This window comes from Streptomyces sp. NPDC002785, assembly GCF_040295565.1.
In the GTDB taxonomy this organism is placed as follows: domain Bacteria; phylum Actinomycetota; class Actinomycetes; order Streptomycetales; family Streptomycetaceae; genus Streptomyces.
The window spans coordinates 1-18356 of sequence record NZ_JBEOVN010000151.1; the positions used below are offsets into that span (position 1 = coordinate 1).

The 18356-nt window shown below is 68.2% G+C and carries 18 protein-coding genes; 17 read left to right on the top strand and 1 reads right to left on the bottom strand.

The features are described 5' to 3' along the window. Positions 1 to 215: 215 nt before the first annotated feature. From dop to prcA, 5 genes are all read left to right on the top strand, one after another. Complete coding sequence (gene dop / locus ABTZ94_RS27620) at positions 216 to 1727, top strand: depupylase/deamidase Dop (protein ID WP_351204526.1); 1512 nt, start codon at positions 216 to 218, stop codon at positions 1725 to 1727. A 120-nt stretch (positions 1728 to 1847) separates the two neighbouring features. Continuing rightward, positions 1848 to 2066 carry a ubiquitin-like protein Pup gene (locus ABTZ94_RS27625; RefSeq protein ID WP_016325855.1) on the top strand — a complete coding sequence of 73 codons (219 nt, stop codon included), beginning with the start codon at positions 1848 to 1850 and terminating at the stop codon, positions 2064 to 2066. 85 nt (positions 2067 to 2151) lie between these two features. Further along, positions 2152 to 2664: an endonuclease VII domain-containing protein gene (locus tag ABTZ94_RS27630; RefSeq protein WP_351204528.1), complete on the top strand. Its 513-nt coding sequence runs from the start codon at positions 2152 to 2154 to the stop codon at positions 2662 to 2664. Then, positions 2616 to 3461 (top strand): proteasome subunit beta, encoded by an 846-nt coding sequence (gene prcB, locus ABTZ94_RS27635; protein ID WP_351204530.1) that lies wholly within the window; start codon positions 2616 to 2618, stop codon positions 3459 to 3461. Before ABTZ94_RS27630 ends, prcB begins: the two co-directional genes overlap by 49 nt. A gap of 59 nt (positions 3462 to 3520) precedes the next feature. After that, positions 3521 to 4363 carry a proteasome subunit alpha gene (gene prcA / locus ABTZ94_RS27640; protein WP_351204532.1) on the top strand — a complete coding sequence of 281 codons (843 nt, stop codon included), beginning with the start codon at positions 3521 to 3523 and terminating at the stop codon, positions 4361 to 4363. 53 nt (positions 4364 to 4416) lie between these two features. Here prcA and ABTZ94_RS27645 read toward each other — a convergent pair whose 3' ends face one another. Continuing rightward, a complete protein-coding gene (locus tag ABTZ94_RS27645) occupies positions 4417 to 5463 on the bottom strand; it encodes a LacI family DNA-binding transcriptional regulator (protein WP_351204534.1) in 1047 nt (348 codons plus the stop codon). A gap of 132 nt (positions 5464 to 5595) precedes the next feature. On the opposite strand from ABTZ94_RS27645, the gene ABTZ94_RS27650 reads away from it, so the two are divergent. From ABTZ94_RS27650 to ABTZ94_RS27705, 12 genes are all read left to right on the top strand, one after another. Beyond that, a complete protein-coding gene (locus ABTZ94_RS27650) occupies positions 5596 to 6855 on the top strand; it encodes an MFS transporter (protein WP_351204537.1) in 1260 nt (419 codons plus the stop codon). Between the two features lie 9 nt (positions 6856 to 6864). After that, entirely contained in the window at positions 6865 to 8226 is a 1362-nt protein-coding gene (gene pafA, locus ABTZ94_RS27655; protein WP_093894153.1) for a Pup--protein ligase, read from the top strand. A gap of 591 nt (positions 8227 to 8817) precedes the next feature. Next, positions 8818 to 9789 (top strand): FKBP-type peptidyl-prolyl cis-trans isomerase, encoded by a 972-nt coding sequence (locus tag ABTZ94_RS27660; protein WP_351204539.1) that lies wholly within the window; start codon positions 8818 to 8820, stop codon positions 9787 to 9789. A gap of 66 nt (positions 9790 to 9855) precedes the next feature. Beyond that, positions 9856 to 10230, top strand: coding sequence for an FKBP-type peptidyl-prolyl cis-trans isomerase (locus ABTZ94_RS27665; protein WP_351204541.1), 375 nt, complete (start codon positions 9856 to 9858; stop codon positions 10228 to 10230). Between the two features lie 112 nt (positions 10231 to 10342). Next, positions 10343 to 11296, top strand: a complete 954-nt coding sequence (locus ABTZ94_RS27670) for a helix-turn-helix transcriptional regulator (RefSeq protein WP_351204543.1) — start codon at positions 10343 to 10345, stop codon at positions 11294 to 11296. Between the two features lie 14 nt (positions 11297 to 11310). Then, positions 11311 to 12267 (top strand): helix-turn-helix transcriptional regulator, encoded by a 957-nt coding sequence (locus ABTZ94_RS27675; protein WP_351204545.1) that lies wholly within the window; start codon positions 11311 to 11313, stop codon positions 12265 to 12267. Between the two features lie 20 nt (positions 12268 to 12287). Next, positions 12288 to 12557: a hypothetical protein gene (locus tag ABTZ94_RS27680; RefSeq protein WP_351204547.1), complete on the top strand. Its 270-nt coding sequence runs from the start codon at positions 12288 to 12290 to the stop codon at positions 12555 to 12557. A gap of 35 nt (positions 12558 to 12592) precedes the next feature. After that, complete coding sequence (locus ABTZ94_RS27685) at positions 12593 to 12790, top strand: hypothetical protein (RefSeq protein ID WP_351204549.1); 198 nt, start codon at positions 12593 to 12595, stop codon at positions 12788 to 12790. A 216-nt stretch (positions 12791 to 13006) separates the two neighbouring features. After that, the gene (tatA, locus tag ABTZ94_RS27690) at positions 13007 to 13300 is read left to right on the top strand and encodes a Sec-independent protein translocase subunit TatA (RefSeq protein ID WP_351204551.1); all 294 of its coding nucleotides are present in this window, start codon (positions 13007 to 13009) and stop codon (positions 13298 to 13300) included. A 49-nt stretch (positions 13301 to 13349) separates the two neighbouring features. After that, positions 13350 to 14297, top strand: coding sequence for a twin-arginine translocase subunit TatC (gene tatC / locus ABTZ94_RS27695; protein ID WP_351204553.1), 948 nt, complete (start codon positions 13350 to 13352; stop codon positions 14295 to 14297). A gap of 18 nt (positions 14298 to 14315) precedes the next feature. Then, positions 14316 to 15224: a diacylglycerol kinase gene (locus ABTZ94_RS27700; RefSeq protein ID WP_351204555.1), complete on the top strand. Its 909-nt coding sequence runs from the start codon at positions 14316 to 14318 to the stop codon at positions 15222 to 15224. A gap of 44 nt (positions 15225 to 15268) precedes the next feature. Continuing rightward, positions 15269 to 18103, top strand: a complete 2835-nt coding sequence (locus ABTZ94_RS27705; RefSeq protein ID WP_351204557.1) for a DEAD/DEAH box helicase — start codon at positions 15269 to 15271, stop codon at positions 18101 to 18103. Positions 18104 to 18356 lie beyond the last annotated feature (253 nt).

Here is an 18356-nt window from a genome sequence, read left to right on the forward strand (position 1 = left end):
TGCCCGGCCGGGCATCCGCAGCCGGTCGCTTTCCGGACAGCTCGCACGACACCGCAGCAATGACGTAATTGATCTCCCCACCAGCACAGAGGCGCTCTAGGCTCTTGCGTACCGCCCGGTCGCGCAGTGCGTGGACGGGCAGCGCACGCGCACCGACAAGCAGCGGTACTTGAGCGCCGCCCCTCAAGGGAGCGCCGCCGGGCAAGGAGGGCCGCATGACCGTACGGCGAGTAATGGGCATCGAGACGGAGTACGGGATCTCCGTCCCCGGCCACCCCAACGCCAATGCCATGCTCACCTCGTCCCAGATCGTCAACGCCTACGCAGCGGCGATGCACCGGGCGCGCCGCGCCCGCTGGGACTTCGAGGAGGAGAACCCACTGCGGGACGCGCGAGGTTTCGACCTCGCCCGCGAGACCGCGGACTCCAGCCAGCTCACCGACGAGGACATCGGCCTCGCCAATGTCATCCTCACCAACGGGGCCCGCCTCTACGTCGACCATGCGCACCCCGAATACAGCTCCCCGGAAGTTACCAATCCGCGGGACGCGGTCCTCTGGGACAAGGCCGGCGAACGCATCATGGCCGAAGCGGCCGAACGTGCGGCCCAGCTTCCCGGAGCCCAGCCGATCCACCTCTACAAGAACAACACCGACAACAAGGGCGCCTCGTACGGCACGCACGAGAACTACCTGATGAAGCGGGAAACCCCCTTCTCCGACATCGTGCGCCATCTGACCCCGTTCTTCGTCTCCCGCCAGGTGGTGACCGGAGCGGGACGCGTGGGAATCGGCCAGGACGGCCACGAGCACGGCTTGCAGATCAGTCAGCGCGCCGACTACTTCGAGGTCGAGGTCGGGCTGGAGACCACCCTCAAGCGCCCCATCATCAACACCCGCGACGAACCCCACTCCGACGCCGAGAAGTACCGCCGGCTCCATGTGATCATCGGCGACGCGAACCTCTCGGAGATCTCCACCTATCTGAAACTCGGTACCACCGCCCTGGTCCTCTCCATGATCGAGGACGGCTTCATCAACGTCGATCTCGCGGTCGACCAGCCGGTGCGCACTCTGCACCACGTCTCCCACGACCCGACACTGAAGCATCTGATCACGCTGCGTAGCGGCCGTACGCTCACCGCGGTGCAGCTCCAGATGGAGTACTTCGAGCTGGGCCGCAAGTACGTCGAGGAACGGTACGGCGCGGACGCCGACGAGCAGACCAAGGACGTCCTGATCCGCTGGGAGGACACCCTCAACCGGCTGGAGAACGATCCGATGAGCCTGTCCGGCGAGCTCGACTGGATCGCGAAGCGGGAGCTCATGGAGGGCTACCGTCGTCGGGACAGCCTGGACTGGGACGCGGCGCGCCTGCACCTGGTGGATCTCCAGTACGCCGATGTGAGGGCCGAGAAGGGCCTCTACAACCGTCTGGCGGCCCGCGGGAAGATGAAGCGCCTGCTGGACGACGACGCGGTCGAGAAGGCACGTACGAAGCCTCCGGAGGACACCAGGGCCTATTTCCGCGGCCGCTGCCTGGAGCAGTACGCGGACGAGGTGGCCGCGGCCTCCTGGGACTCGGTCATCTTTGATGTGCCGGGCCATGACTCACTGCAACGGGTACCCACCCTGGAACCGCTCCGCGGCACCCGTAATCACGTCAAGGAGCTACTGGACCGCTGCCGCACGGCGGAAGAGCTGGTCCAGGTGCTGTCGGGCGGCTGAAAGGGCCGCGATCGGGGAAACATCGGGATGACCCCCGGACGTTGAGACAACTACCGGGCCAATGTCGGACCCCGTAGGTAGGGTCTGATCAAGTGCTTCGAACCGAGCGGGGTGAGCTAAATGGCGACCAAGGACACCGGCGGCGGACAGCAGAAGGCGACGCGCTCCACCGAGGAGGTCGAGGAGCAGGCGCAGGACGCGCAGGCGTCCGAGGACCTCAAGGAGCGCCAGGAGAAGCTGAGTGACGATGTCGACTCGGTTCTGGACGAGATCGACGATGTCCTCGAGGAGAACGCAGAGGATTTCGTGAGGTCATTTGTACAAAAAGGCGGACAATAGCATACATGTCGGACTCTTCGGGGGGGAGGATTGCTCGCGGTGCAAACGCGCGCTGCCGCGAGCATCCTTCGCCAGTAGTAGGGCCATGCGCGACGGTCTCCAGGTGTATTGCCGGGAGTGTTCCGCCGAGTATTACCGGGAGCGCCAGGAGGCCAAAGGCAAGACTGTCCGCGTCAAGGTGCCAGTACCGCGCGGGAACAAGCGTTGTCCGCAATGTGGAGAGGTCAAGCCGCACAGTCAGTGGGAACGGAACAAGACTTCCTCGGACGGTTGGGCCAGTTACTGCCGTGAGTGCGGTGCGGAGCGGAACCGGATCAGCTACTTCAAGCGGGAGTACGGCCTTACGCCCGCCGAGCGCGACGCATTGATCGCCGATCAAGTGGGCGTCTGCTGCATCTGCTTGGACGCCCTGCCGGAGCATGTGGATCACTGTCACGGGACGGGTAGGGTCCGTGGCGTACTGTGCTTCAGCTGCAACGCAGCCTTGGGGCAGTTCAAAGATCGGCCCGACGTCATAAGGCGGGCCGCCGCATATGTGGAGGGAAACGCGTGGAAGCCAACACTCGTAGCACCGGGCGTCTACCAGCTGCCTTCCTGACACCGGGATCCTCTTCGTTCATGGACTTCCTGTCCGACCATTCTCCCCAGATGCTCCCGGGCAACCGGAACCTGCCGCCCCTGCAGGGGGCCGTCGAGGCGCCGCACGGGACGACCATCGTCGCGGCGACGTTCCCCGGCGGTGTGGTCCTGGCCGGCGACCGGCGGGCGACCATGGGCAACGTGATCGCGCAGCGCGACATCGAGAAGGTCTTCCCGGCCGACGAGTATTCGGCGGTGGGCATCGCCGGCACGGCCGGACTGGCCGTGGAGATGGTCAAGCTCTTCCAGTTGGAGCTGGAGCACTTCGAGAAGGTCGAGGGCGCCCAGCTCTCCCTGGAGGGCAAGGCGAACCGGCTCTCCACGATGATCCGCAGCAATCTGGCCATGGCCATGCAGGGCCTCGCCGTCGTGCCCCTCTTCGCCGGCTTCGACGTCGACCGCGAGAAGGGCCGGATCTTCTCGTACGACGTCACCGGCGGACGTTCCGAGGAACTCGGATATGCGGCCACCGGCTCCGGGTCGATCTTCGCCCGTGGCTCGATGAAGAAGCTCTACCGCGAGGATCTGACGGAGCAGCAGGCCCTCACGCTGGTTGTGCAGGCGCTGTACGACGCCGCGGACGACGACTCGGCGACCGGCGGTCCCGATGTGGCCCGGCGGATCTACCCGATCGTCACCGTCATCACCGACGAGGGCTTCCGGAAGCTGGCCGAGGCGGAATCCTCCGAGATCGCCCGCTCGATTCTGGAACGCCGGATGGAACAGCCCGACGGCCCGCGCGCCGCGCTGCTCTGACCCCCGTTCCGCTGCTTCTTCGATGCTCTTGATCACTGACAGAAAGGGACGGATAACCGGTGTCGACGCCGTTCTATGTCTCACCTCAGCAGGCCATGGCCGACCGGGCGGAATACGCCCGGAAGGGCATCGCCCGTGGTCGCAGCCTTGTTGTGCTGCAGTACGCCGACGGCATTGTGTTCGTCGGCGAGAACCCGTCCCGTGCGCTGCACAAGTTCAGCGAGATCTATGACCGGATCGGTTTCGCCGCCGCCGGTAAGTACAACGAGTACGAGAATCTCCGCATCGGTGGCGTGCGCTACGCCGATCTGCGTGGATACACCTACGACCGTGACGATGTGACGGCCCGTGGGCTGGCCAACGTCTATGCGCAGACGCTGGGCACCATCTTCTCCAGTGCGGCCGAGAAGCCGTACGAGGTGGAGCTGGTGGTCGCCGAGGTCGGTGCCGAGCCGGAGGGCGACCAGATCTACCGGCTGCCGCACGACGGCTCGATCGTCGACGAGCACGGCTCGGTCGCGGTCGGCGGGAACGCCGAGCAGATCAGCACCTTCCTGGACCAGCGGCACCGCGACGGCATGACGCTCGCCGAGGCGCTCAAGCTGGCGGTGCAGGCGCTGTCCCGCGATCCCAACGGCAGCGAGCGGGAGATCCCCGCGGAGCGGCTGGAAGTCGCAGTCCTGGACCGTACGAGGCCGCAGCAGCGGAAGTTCAAGCGGATCGTCGGCCGGCAGCTGGCGCGTTTGCTGGAGGCGGACGGCGGCTCCGTGCCGACGGATGCCCCCTCCGACATCGAGGACGGCGAGGGGACTGAGTCCTCCGGGACGGAGTCCCCTGCGAGCACGACGGATGTCACCAAGTCCACCGATTCCGGTGGGGACGTGGAGTCCTCCGAGGAGTAGTCCACCGCTGCGCCGATGCCCCGGTCCGCCCTTCCCGGCGGGCCGGGGCACCGTCATGAGCGCTGACCGTCCGCGGGCGGGGGTGCCGAGGAGCTGCGTGCCACCAGGCGCACGGGCAGGCTGCCGGGCTCGGCCGGGCGGCCGTCCAGGACTGCCAGCAGGGCGGCCATGCCGCGTTCACCGACCTGCTCGGCGGGCAGCTGCACGGTGGTGAGCTCCGGTTCGACGGCCGTGGCCAGGGCCAGATCGTCGAAACCGGTGACGGAGAGGTCGCCGGGGACGCGGAGCCCCAGCCTGCGGGCGGCCTTGCAGGCGCCCGCGGCGAGGATGTCGTCGTCGCAGACGATGGCGGTGGGCCGGGGGCCGGAGGCGGCGAGTGCGTGCTCCGCGGCTTCGCGGCCCGACTGCACGTCGAGCGTCGCCGTGACGGTCTGTACGGAGGTGCCGGGCACCGCCCGCAGGGTGTCGTGGAGCGCCAGGGCGCGGACCGTGAAGGTCCAGGTGTCGACCGCCGACGCGAGGTGGATGAAGCGGCGGTGGCCGAGCGCGAGCAGATGCTCCGCGACCTGCCGCATGCCGTCGGCGATGTCGAGGTTGACCCGTGCCGCGACGCCGGTGCCCGCCGGGTCGCTGTCGAGCATGACCAGCGGCAGGCCGGCGCCGCGCAGCGCGTCGAGTGCGCCGGCGGCCATGGAGGAGGCGATCACCCCGTCGAGGGAGGCGCGCGCCGAGGCGAAGGGATCCCTGGCCGGCCCGGTGCCTTCGGGGGACGGGTAGAGGACGACCCCGAAGCCGTGTTCGGCGGCGACCGCGGCGGCGCCGGTGTAGACGCGCGCGAAGAATTCGCTGGTGAGTGCGGGGACGACCAGCAGGGCGGTCCGTGTGCGGCCGAGGCGGAGGTTGCGGGCGGCGAGATTGGGCTGGTAGCCGAGTTCGTGCGCGGCGTGCCGTACGCGCTCGGCGGTGGCCTCGGAGACCCTGCCCCGCCATTTGTCGCCGAGCACGAGGGAGACGGTGGCCTGCGAGACGCCTGCGGCCCGCGCGACGTCGCGGCTGGTGGGCCGGGTCGGGGCGGGCTGTGACTGTGGTGCGCTGGTCACTCGGGCCTCCGGGCCGGTAGAGGCAGGCGCCGTGAGGTGGACCTGCGGACTGGGACATGGTACGTATGAACCTCGACGTTATACGTAAAACCTCAGGGTGCCGGAGAGTGCCCGAAAGAGAGGGGGCGGGACATGGCCGCGGGATATCTGGACATCCTCCGGGCGCGGCATGCCGCCCGGTTGCTGACAGGGACCCTCGTGGGACGGCTGCCGAGCGGCACCGCCCATATCGCGATCGTGCTGTTCACCCGGGCCGAGGGCGGCAGCTACACCCTCGCCGGTGCGCTCGCGGCGGTGTACGGACTGTCCACTGCGGTCGGACAGCCGCTGCTGGGCCGCGCCGTGGACCTGTACGGCCAGCCGCGCGTCCAGCTCCCGGCCTCCGTGGTGTCGGCGCTGGGCATGACCCTGCTGGCCCTGGTCGGTCTGGGGTCGCTGCCGCTGGCCTACGGGGCGGTGATGGTGGCAGGTGTGTCCACCCCGCCGCTGGAAGGCGGTCTGCGGGCCCTGTGGCCGAGTGTCCTGGGCGGCGAGGACCGGGTGCACCGGGCGTACGCGATGGATGCCGTCGCCCAGGAGGTCATGTTCACCGTGGGCCCGCTGCTGGTGACGCTGCTCGTCTCCGTGTGGTCGCCCGCCGCCGCCCTGCTCGTGATCAACGCGATCGGCGTCCTGGGGGCGCTCTCCGTCGTCCTCTCCGAGCCCTCCCGTGCCTGGCGCTCCGCACCACGTGAGGCGCACTGGCTGGGCGCGCTGCGCTCGCCGGGACTGCTGGCGCTGCTCGGCTCGTTCTTCTTCGTCGGGCTCGCGCTCGGTTCGATCACGGTGGCCGGGGTGGCGTACGCCGACGACCACGGCCGGGAGTCGGTGTACGGCTGGTTGATGGCCGCGCTCGGGCTGGGTGCGCTGATCGGCGGTGCGGTGTACGGGGCGCGGCAGTGGGCCGGGGCTCCGGAGCGCCGGCTGCGGGTCATCGTCGCGCTGCTGGCACTGGGCTATCTGCCGCTGATGCTGACCCCGGGAGTGGTCGCCATGACCGCTCTGGCGGCGGTGGCCGGAGTCTTTCTGGCGCCCGCGATCGCGTGCTCGTTCATCGTGGTCGACCGGCATGCCCCGCGGGGCACGGTGACCGAGGCGTTCTCCTGGCTGGTGACGACGTTCGGAGTGGGCGCGGCGGCGGGAACGGCAGTGGCGGGCCCGGCCGTAGAGCTGGGCGGCACGACGTGGAGCTTTGCCGTCGCGGGGGCCGGTGGGGTGGCGGCGCTGCTGGTTCTGATGGCCACGGGAAAGGTCCTCGCAGTTCCCGGGCAAACGGCTGTTGCCGTACGGGGATCGGAAAATGGTCGAAACGGTGCTGTCGAACCCGGTTTCAGCTCAGGCCATCAGGCGTAATGTTCAGTCATGGACCGCCGCATTTTCGGGCTGGAGAACGAGTACGGCGTCACGTGCACGTTCAGGGGACAGCGCCGACTGTCTCCTGATGAAGTGGCGCGCTACCTCTTCCGCCGTGTTGTGTCATGGGGCCGCAGCAGCAATGTCTTTCTGCGGAACGGCGCCCGCCTCTACCTCGACGTGGGATCGCATCCGGAATATGCAACCCCCGAATGCGACAACTTGACCGAGCTGGTCACCCACGACAAGGCCGGCGAGCGCATTCTCGAAGGCCTGCTCGTCGACGCCGAACGCCGCCTGCACGAGGAGGGAATCGCGGGCGACGTCTATCTCTTCAAGAACAACACCGACTCGGCGGGAAACTCCTACGGGTGTCACGAGAACTACCTCGTGGCGCGGCACGGAGAATTCTCCCGGCTCGCCGACATCCTCATTCCCTTCCTCGTTACGAGGCAACTGATCTGTGGTGCGGGCAAGGTGCTGCAGACACCCCGGGGCGCGGTCTACTGCGTCAGCCAGCGTGCTGAGCACATCTGGGAGGGCGTCAGTTCCGCCACGACGCGTTCCCGCCCGATCATCAATACGCGTGACGAACCGCATGCGGACGCGGAGCGGTACCGCCGTCTCCATGTCATCGTCGGTGACTCCAACATGTCCGAGACGACCATGTTGCTCAAGGTCGGCGCGACCGATCTGGTGCTCCGCATGATCGAGGCGGGCACGGTGATGCGGGATCTGACGCTGGAGAACCCGATCCGGGCGATTCGCGAGGTCAGTCACGACACCACGGGTCAGCGCAAGGTGCGCCTGGCCAGTGGCCGTGAGGCGTCCGCCATCGAGGTGCAGCGCGAGTACTACGAGAAGGCCGTCGACTTCGTGGACCGCCGTGGCATCCGCACCGGGACCGTCGCCCAGGTCCTGGAGCTGTGGGGCCGTACCCTCGACGCGGTCGAGGCCGAGGACCTCGACCGGATCGAGACCGAGATCGACTGGGTGATGAAGTACAAGCTCATCGAGCGGTACCGCGCCAAGCACAACATGACCATGTCGCATCCGCGGGTCGCCCAGATAGATCTCGCGTACCACGACATCCACCGTCGTCGCGGCCTGTACTACCTGCTGGAGCGCAAGGGACAGGCCGCCCGTGTCTGCAACGACCTGAAGATCTTCGAGGGCAAGTCCGTGCCTCCGCAGACCACCAGGGCGCGGCTGCGCGGTGATTTCATCCGCAGGGCCCAGGAGCAGCGGCGGGACTTCACTGTCGACTGGGTACATCTCAAGCTCAACGACCAGGCACAGCGCACGGTGTTGTGCAAGGACCCGTTCCGTTCGGTGGACGACCGGGTGGAGAAGCTGATCGCGGGTATGTGAGAGCCGGAGGCCGCCCACGGCGGCCGACGGTTCGCCCCAGGAGTGCCCGTTACATCGCGTTTCGTCGAGTTGGCGCCATTTGAAACGGCTGCTGAGCTTGATCTTTATCTTGTGGCCTCGAATGGCGTCTCGAACTTGTTCGCCCACCTGGGCGTTCGCCGGACGCGCGGGCGGCCTTCGTCCGATCGTGTGTTCCGACCAAGGAATGCACGTCCAGGACGAAGGCCGTGATGGGGGTGGCGTCGGCCCGCGACCGGCCGCCCTGCGACAGCCGCCGCGGCTCCGGCGATCCGCCTGGCCACGGGGGTGCCGGCGGGTCGCCACCCAGCCTGGCGAGCCTCGCGTATCCAGCCCGCGGAGGCACTGCGCCGCTGACCGCGGAGTCTCTCGTCAGGTGTGAACGCAGGGACATGCCATGGCAGGTGGGAGAGGACAAGCCGCGCTCGCCGTCCCCCGATTTGCCGGTCGGTCTCACGGGTCCCGGTTCGCCGGACCTTGATCGCTCGAGTGCGGTGGAACGCCTACGGTGCGGGACTTGGCCCGCACCGTAGAGTGGGCTCGTTGCCATTGCCCCGACTCCCAGTGGGACTGATGAACTACTACACGAAGCGCTGTATTGCCGCCGCTGTTGCGGTGTCTGCCCTGCTGTTTACCGCAGCGTGTGGATCCGAATCGGAGACGTCGGCGGGCAGTGTGGCCAAGGTCACCGGGAAGTTTGGGTCCGCGCCCGAGATCTCCATTCCGCAGGGCGCGACGCACGCGGGCAAGACGGTGATCGAGACCGTCTCGCAGGGCAGCGGTGCAGAGGCCAAGAAGGGCGACTTCGTCCGCCTGGACTGGACCGTCGAGAAGTGGAAGGGCGCCGAGCCCCTCGGTGGCAGCTGGACCCAGCAGGCGCCCGGCGCGAAGGGGGCGCGCCGGCAGGCCGTGGAACGGATCGGCCAACCGAGCCGACAACTGCCCGAGAAAATCCTCGACGCGGTCGAGGGCCAGAAGAGTGGCAGTCGCATTCTCGTGCAGGGCACTGCGGGCGACCTCATCGGTGAGAACCTCGACCCACAATCCGGTCTGACCGCGGACGACGCCCTGGTCTGGGTCCTCGACCTGGTCGGAGCCACTGCGGTGGACTCCAAGGCTGAGGTCAAGGGTGAGCAGGCGGCGCCCGCGCCAGGGATGCCGGAGGTGAAAGCCCCATCGAAGGCGGCAGCCACGATCACCATTCCGAAGGGCGAGAAGGCCCCCACTGAGCTGAAGCAGCAGGTGCTCATCAAGGGCACAGGGCCGAAGGTCGAGGCGGGGCAGGGCCTGGTCGCCCAGTACACGGGTGTGAAGTGGGAAGATGGCAAGAAGTTCGACTCTTCCTGGGACCATGGCGGCGCCACCGCCTTCCAGATCGGTACCGAATCCGTCGTGCAGGGCTGGGACAAGGGCCTGGTTGGCAAGAAGGTCGGTGACCGCGTGCTGCTGGTGATTCCGCCGTCCCTCGGTTACGCCGCCAATCCCTCCAGCGAGCTGGCCAAGAACACGCTCGTCTTCGTGGTTGACATCCTGGGCACGGTCTGACCGTCGATCTGTGAAAATGTCCTGTCGTAGTCCCGTCATATGCATCGCTAAAAGGAGCACACTGCAGTGAGCATCGAGAAGCCCGAGATCGACTTCCCGGGCGGCGAGCCGCCGGCCGACCTGGAGATCAAGGACATCTGGGAAGGCGACGGCGCGGTCGCCAAGGCGGGCGCCACCGTCTCCGTCCACTATGTGGGCGTGGCCTTTTCCACCGGCGAGGAGTTCGACGCCTCCTGGAACCGCGGTACCCCGCTGCAGTTCCAGCTCGGTGCCGGTCAGGTCATCTCCGGCTGGGACAAGGGCGTGCAAGGCATGAAGGTCGGCGGCCGTCGCCAGCTGACCATTCCCGCGCACCTCGCGTACGGCGACCGCGGCGCCGGTGGCGGCCGCATCGCCCCCGGCGAGACCCTGATCTTCGTCTGCGACCTCGTCGCCGTCTGATCCGCGCCGTGAGATACGAGGGCCCGTGCCGCAAGGCGCGGGCCCTCGCTTTTGTCCGGACACCGCGTAGCGGTACGGTCGACGGTCGTAGAGCAAAACAGAAAGGGCGTCGATGGCGATCGCCAAGGCCGAGCGGCTGATGAACCTGGCTCTGTGTCTGCTGGGGACCCGGCGCCCGCTGAGCAAACGCGAACTGCGCGGCTCCATCGAGGCCTATCTGGAAGCCGGTTCCGACGACGCCTTCAACCGGATGTTCGAGCGGGACAAGGACGATCTGCGCGAGCTCGGTCTGGTCATCGAGACCGTGGAAAACCTGGACGGAGACACGGGATATCTCGCCCGCCGCGACAGCAATCGGCTGCCCCCGATCACGCTGGACGCCGAGGAGGCCGCCGCGCTCGGACTGGCCGCCAAGGTCTGGCAGCAGGCGCGGCTGGCCGGTGCCGCCAGCGGTGCGCTGCAGAAGCTGCGGGCCGCGGGCATGCCGGAGGCCGAGGACGCGTACGAGGTGCACAGCGCCCTCGAACCCCGTATCCCCGTTCATGAGGCGGCGTTCGAGCCGTTGATGCTGGCCTGCCGGGACCGCCGCCCGGTGACCTTCGACTACCGCAAGGCCAACGCCGCCCGGCCGGAGCAGCGCCAGGTCGAGCCGTGGACGCTGGAGTGCTGGCGCGGCCACTGGTATCTGGCCGGCTGGGACCGGGACCGCGGCGCCGAGCGGGTGTTCCGGCTCTCCAGGATCACCGGCCGGGTCCGCTCCCGGGCCGCGGCCTTCACCGTCGAGGTGCCCGATGTCGTGACCGTCCGCGAGACCGTCGAGAGCTGGGCGGGGGAGACGGCGACCAGGACCGCGCGGATCAGGCTGCGGGCCGGTGCCGGATACCCGCTGCGCTCGCGCGCCATATCGGTCCGGGAACTCGGGGACGGGTGGGACGAGTTGGAGATTCCGTACGGACATGGTCTGGATGCCTGGCTCGTGGAGTTCGGCCCGGACGTCGTCGTGCAGGAGCCCGCCGATCTGCGGGCCGATGTGATGGACCGGCTGCGCGCCGTGGCCAAGGACTGAGGGGGACCGTATTCATGGCTACGAACGCGATCGACCAGACCCGCCGGATGCTCTCCCTGGTGACGTATCTGCGTGAGCGCCCCGGCGCCCATGTCCAGGACGTCGCCCGCGCCTTCGGGATCACCGAGGACGAGCTGATCTCGGACCTCGACGTGCTGCCCATGTGCGGTACGAGTTTCCGCGGCGGGGATCTGCTGGACATCGACACCGACGGCGACCGGATCTGGTGGCACAACCCGGACGATGTCGCGGAGCCGCTGCGGCTGGCGGCCGACGAGGCGACGGCTCTCCTGGTCGCCGCCCGCGCTGTGGCCACGCTGCCCGGGCTGCGCGAGAGCGACCGGCAGGCGCTGCTGCGGGCCACCGCGAAGCTGGAGACCGCGGCCGGTGAGGTGGGGGCGGCGAGCTCGCGGCTTTCGGTCACCTTCGAGTCCGAGGGCGGTGTCTTCGCCGATGTCGACCGGGCGATCTCCGAGCGGCGTCGGCTATGGCTGCGCTACTACTCGCCCGCGCGCGATGAACTCACCGAGCGTGAGGTGGACCCGATCAGGCTGTTCGCTGTTGGGCATACGTACATGGAGGCCTGGTGCAGGTCCTCCGAGGACCGGCGTACGTTCCGGCTCGACCGGGTCGCCGAGATCCGGCTGCTGGACGAGTCGGCCGCGCCGCCCGAGCTCGAACTGCGGGATCTGTCCGAAGGGCTCGTCCAGCCGGCGGCCGAGGACCCGGAGGTCGTGGTCGAGGTGGGACCCGGGGGCCGGTGGGTCGCCGAGTACTACCCGCACGACAGCGCCCAGGAGCTGCCCGACGGCGGGCTGCGGATCACCCTGCGCACCCCCGATCCGGCCTCACTGCGCAGGCTCGCGCTGCGACTGGGCGGAGAAGGCCGCATTGCCTCCCCGCCGGAACTGGCGCAGAGCGCACAGCAGGCGGCCCGTGCGGCGCTCGCCGCCTATGACGACCCGGCCTGAGCGGATCCCTGAGAGAGATTATGAGCAATATGTCTGTGGTGTCAGGTGTTCCGACCGTGGTGGTGCCCGAGTCCGTACGGTTCAAGGCCGCCTGCCCGGACTGCCGCGAGCGGTTCGAGCTGGCGGCGGGCGCCATCCGTCTCGCCGTGGGCGCCAGCCGCCGGACGACGTTCTACTCCTTCACCTGCCCGGCGTGCGGTGCGGCCGTCCGTAAGCCCGCCGGGGAACGGATAGTTGAGCTCCTCACCGGTGGCGGGGTGCGGACGCTGCGCCTCCACACCAGCCTTTAGAACTTCGGACACCTAGACACATTGAGGCTCTGCGCATGTTCTGGCCCATGCTCGCCATCGCCCTGGGGTTTCTCGGGATCGCCGTCCTCGGCGTGCTGGCCGTCAAGGTCTTCATCGAGGCCCAGCGTCTGGGGCGTCAGGTGACGCGAACCACCCAGCGCGTCAACCGGGCGGCGGAGGACCTGGAGCGGGCCGCGACCGACCTCGCCGCCACCGGTGAGGCGCTGCGCTAGCAGGGGAGCGGACTCTTGATTCAATGGTGCGGGAGGTACGCTGCTGACGTCGGCCCAGGCGGGGAGGCGCGGGCCGCAAGCGGGAGTATGCACGGGCATTGCCTTGCGTTTACCCCTACGGGTTACGATCGCTGCCAGCGCGCAGGTCGGACGTGCGTCCGGCCGAATGGGTAGCGAGCTCGCCCTCCAGTCGCCTCAGTGAGAAGGAAGTCGCACATGATCGGCAATCTGAAGCCCCTCGAGATCGTTCTGATCATCGCTGTCATCCTGCTGCTCTTCGGTGCCAAGAAGCTTCCCGACATGGCGCGTTCACTCGGCAAGTCGGCCCGCATCCTCAAGAGCGAGGCCAAGGCCATGAAGAAGGACGACGCGGAGCCCGCGGCGCCCACCACGGAGGCCGCCGCGGACACCGCGCCGCAGGCAGCGCCCGCCCGTACCATTCAGGCCGCTCCGGGAGACGTAAGCAGCGCCCGTCCGGTCAGCGAGGCCAAGCCCACCACCCAGAACTGACAGCTGATCCGCTCCACCGACCGCTGCCGCACGAGACGAGGGAAGTGGGTTGCTCAAGTCTGCCCGCAAGCAGGAGAAAGACGACGAGGGGCGGATGCCTCTCCTCGAGCACCTGCGTGAGCTGCGCGATCGACTGCTGAAGTCGGTCCTGGCCATCGTGATCACCGTGATCGCGGCAGCGTTCTTCCAGAAGGAAATCTTCGAGTTCCTGATGAAGCCGATCCTGGATTCGGTCGGCTGCAAGAACGGCGCCGTGACCATGATCAATGGTCGACCGTGCGCGGAGATGACCACCAATGGTCTGCTGTCACCCTTTACCATCGCGTTGAAGGTGTCCCTGATGGCAGGTGTGTTGGTGGCCACCCCCGTCTGGCTCTACCAGTTGTGGGCATTTGTGGCCCCGGGCCTGCACAAGCAGGAGAAGCGTTATGCGATGGCCTTTGTCGCGGCCGGGGTGCCGCTCTTCCTGGCCGGCGCCTACCTGGCGTACGAGATCCTGCCGCAGACTGCCCAGATCATGCTCGGCTTCACGCCCGACAACGTGAAGAACCTGCTGCCGCTTGACGACTTTCTCGACTTGATTACCCGCATGGTGATCGTCTTCGGGCTGGCCTTCGAGCTGCCGCTGCTGCTGGTCCTGCTCAACATGACCGGGGTCCTGTCCGGCGTTCGCATGCTGCGCTGGTGGCGCGGGATGATCGTCGGACTCACCGCGTTCGCGGCCATCGCGACACCGGGCGGCGATCCCATCTCGATGCTTCTGCTCGCGGGCCCGCTCGCGGTGCTGTACTTCATCGCGGTCGGTTTCTCCCTCCTCAACGACAAGCGCAGACAGCGCTCCAATCCCGATGCCGGCCTTGACGACGGCGAGGCGTCGGAGCTGGACCTCACCCCCGAGGACATCGGCGGGATCGAACCGGTCTCGTCCAGCCGGTCGTTGCCCACACAGGCGAACGCGGACCGTGACCGGGTCAATGGTTACGACGACATCACCTGACCTTGTAAGGTCCTCGGAGTGACCAGCGAGATCACTCTTTTCGTCAATCCCACCGCAGGACGCGGCCGGGGCGCGCACGCCGCGCAGCCGGCCGCTTCCGCGTTGCGGGACGCCGGATTCTCCGTACGTACGGTTCTCGGCACGGACGCCGACGACGCCTTGCGGCGGGCCCGCGAGGCCGTCGCGGGCGGGACCGGTGCGCTGATCGCGGTGGGCGGGGACGGCATGATGTCCCTCGCCCTGCAGGCCGTTGCCGGAACGCTGACCCCGCTCGGGGTCGTCGCCGTGGGCACCGGGAACGACTTCGCCCGCGCGCTCGGGATGCCGATACGGGATCCGGCCGCCGCCGGACGGCTGGCCGCCGAGGCGCTCAAGGGCGGGACCGTCCGCGAGATCGACCTCGGACGGGTCGGTGAGCGATGGTTCGGGTCGGTGCTCGCCTCCGGCTTCGACTCCCGGGTCAACGACCGCGGCAACCGGATGCGCTGGGTCGGCGGACGGTTCAAGTACGACCTCGCGATCCTCGCCGAACTCGCCGCGTTCAAGCCCATCCCGTACCGCATCGGGCTGGACGGTGGACCGGTCAGGGAGATCGAGGCGACGCTCATCGCCGTCGGCAACGGATCGACGTACGGCGGAGGCATGCGGATCTGCGCGGACGCCGTCATGGACGACGGGCTCTTCGACGTGACCGTCGTCGGCGACTGCAGCCGCACCACCCTGCTGAAGGTCTTCCCTCGCGTCTACAAGGGAACGCACCTCAGCCACCCGAAGGTCACCGTGCACAGGGTCTCCTCGATCGAGCTGGCCGCAGCCGGTGTCACCGCGTACGCAGACGGTGAACAGCTCGGGGCGCTGCCGCTCACCGCGACCTGTGTACCGGGTGCGGTGAGGGTGCTCGCGCCGGGTTCTCCCACCGGGATTTAAAGATCGCGTCACTGTCAGAGGTGGCGGGTAGGCTCGTAAGCAAGATGACAGAGGACCTCTCACCAGCTGAGCGATACCAGGCTTCTCGGATCCGTGCCGCCGAGCTGGCCACCGCACTTGCGCCCTTCCGCGAGATGTACGAGTTCGATCTGGACCCCTACCAGATCGAGGCCTGTGAGGCATTGGAGACCGGCAAGGGGGTGCTCGTCGCCGCCCCTACCGGCTCGGGCAAGACGATCGTCGGCGAATTCGCCGTGCACCTCGCCCTCGAACAGGGCCGCAAGTGCTTCTACACCACACCCATCAAGGCCCTGTCCAACCAGAAGTTCGCCGACCTGGTCAAGCGCTACGGACCGGACAAGGTCGGCCTGCTCACCGGTGACAACAGCGTCAACGGCGATGCCCCGGTGGTCGTCATGACCACCGAAGTGCTGCGCAACATGCTCTACGCGGGCTCGCAGGCGCTGCGCGGCCTCGGCTATGTGGTGATGGACGAGGTGCATTACCTCTCCGACCGCTTCCGGGGCGCCGTCTGGGAAGAAGTGATCATTCACCTCCCGGACTCCGTGACCCTGGTGTCGCTGTCGGCGACGGTGTCCAACGCCGAGGAGTTCGGTGACTGGCTGGACACGGTCCGCGGCGACACCCAGGTGATCGTCTCCGAGCACCGTCCCGTGCCGCTCTGGCAGCACGTGCTGGCGGGCCGCCGGATGTACGACCTCTTCGAGGAGGAGACCGATCACGGCGGCCGCGGCGCCGGGCGCCGCGAGGTCAACCCCGACCTCGTCCGGCTCGTCCGGATGGAGAACCAGCGGGCGTACAACCCGCGTGAGCGCCGCCGCGGCAAGATGGTGCGAGAGGCGGACCGCGAGCGCGAACGGCGCCAGCGCAGCCGGATCTGGACCCCGGCCAGGCCCGAGGTCATCGACCGGCTGGACGCCGAAGGGCTGCTCCCCGCCATTACGTTCATCTTCAGCCGGGCCGGCTGCGAGGCCGCCGTACAACAGTGTCTGCAAGCCGGACTGCGGCTCAACGACGAGGACAAGCGCCGCCTGGTCCGGGAGATCGTCGAGGAGCGGACCGCGTCCATCCCCGGTGAGGACCTCCACGTCCTGGGCTACTACGAGTGGCTCGAAGGACTGCAGCGAGGCATCGCCGCGCACCACGCCGGCATGCTGCCCACCTTCAAGGAAGTTGTTGAGGAGCTGTTCGTACGGGGGCTCGTCAAGGCCGTCTTCGCGACGGAGACCCTTGCCCTCGGCATCAACATGCCCGCACGCTCGGTCGTGCTGGAGAAGCTCGTCAAGTGGAACGGCGAACAGCACGCCGACATCACCCCGGGCGAGTACACCCAGCTGACCGGGCGGGCCGGACGGCGTGGGATCGACGTCGAAGGCCATGCGGTGGTGCTGTGGCAGCGCGGCATGGACCCGGGGGCGCTGGCCGGACTCGCCGGTACGCGTACGTATCCGCTGCGATCCAGCTTCCGGCCCTCGTACAACATGGCCGTGAACCTTGTGCAGCAGTTCGGGCGGCATCGCTCGCGTGAGCTGCTGGAGACCTCCTTCGCACAGTTCCAGGCCGACCGGTCGGTGGTCGGGATCTCCCGGCAGGTCCAGCGGAACGAAGAGGGACTGGAGGGCTACCGGGAGGGTATGACCTGCCACCTCGGTGACTTCGAGGAGTACGCGCGACTGCGCCGCGAACTCAAGGACCGGGAGACGGAGCTCGCCAAGCAGGGCGCGTCGCAGCGGCGTGTCGCGGCAGCGGCGTCCCTGGAGAAGCTCAAGCCCGGCGATGTCATCCATGTCCCCACCGGTAAGTTCGCCGGACTTGCACTGGTTCTCGACCCGGGGCTGTCCGCCGGACGGACTCATGGGCACGGGCAACGCGGGCTCGAATACCACGATGGGCCGCGGCCGTTGGTGCTGACCGCCGAGCGGCAGGTCAAGAGACTCGCCTCGATCGACTTCCCGGTTCCTGTGGAGGCACTTGAGCGGATGCGGGTGCCGAAGTCGTTCAACCCGCGCTCGCCGCAGTCGCGCCGCGATCTGGCCTCCGCGCTGCGGACCAAGGCCGGGCACATAGTGCCGGAGCGGCACCGCAAGGGGCGGTCCGCGGCGGCCGACGACCGGGAGATCGCCCGCTACCGGGCGGAGTTGCGCGCGCACCCCTGCCACGGGTGTGACGAGCGTGAGGATCATGCGCGGTGGGCCGAGCGGTATCACCGGCTGCAGCGCGACACCAGGCAGCTGGAGCGGCGGATCGAGGGGCGGACGAACACGATCGCCCGCACCTTCGACCGGATCGTCGCGCTGCTCACCGAGCTCGACTATCTGCGGGGCAACGAGGTCACCGAACACGGACGGCGGCTTGCGCGGCTCTACGGTGAGCTGGATCTGCTGGCGAGCGAATGTCTGCGGGCCGGGGTGTGGGAGGGCCTGAACCCGGCCGAACTCGCGGCGTGCGTCTCGGCGTTGGTGTACGAGGCGCGGCAGGCCGATGACGCGATGGCGCCGAAGCTGCCGTCGGGGCCCGCGAAGACCGCGATGGGTGAGATGGTCCGGATCTGGGGTCGGCTCGACGCCCTGGAGGAGGACTTCAAGATCAACCAGGCGGAGGGGGTCGGGCAGCGCGAACCCGACCTGGGCTTTGCCTGGGCGGTCTATATGTGGGCGTCGGGGCGGACGCTGGACGAGGTGCTGCGCGAGGCGGAGATGCCGGCGGGGGACTTCGTGCGGTGGTGCAAGCAGGTGATCGACGTGCTGGGGCAGATTGCGGCTGCGGCTCCGCGGGACGGTAGTTCTGTGGAACGGAGTGCGCGTAAGGCGGTGGAGGCGGTGTTGCGGGGGGTTGTGGCTTATAGCTCTGTGGGGTGAGGTTTGGCGGGGTGCGGGTGTGCCTGCGGCGGGCTGGTCCCCTACCCGCTCCTTGCCGAATCCGGGGCTCTGCCCCGGGGTTGGTCCTCAAACGCCGCCACCGGGCCCCGCCCGCTGTCGGCCGGCCCGCTTCACGCGGACCGGCCGAGGGCGTGTTTTGAAAGTCCTGTCTGGCCGGGGGCGTCCGGCACGCACGCACGCTGCGTTGTCGGTCGTCGGCGCAGCCCGCTGCGCTCTCCTCCCTCCGCCTTGC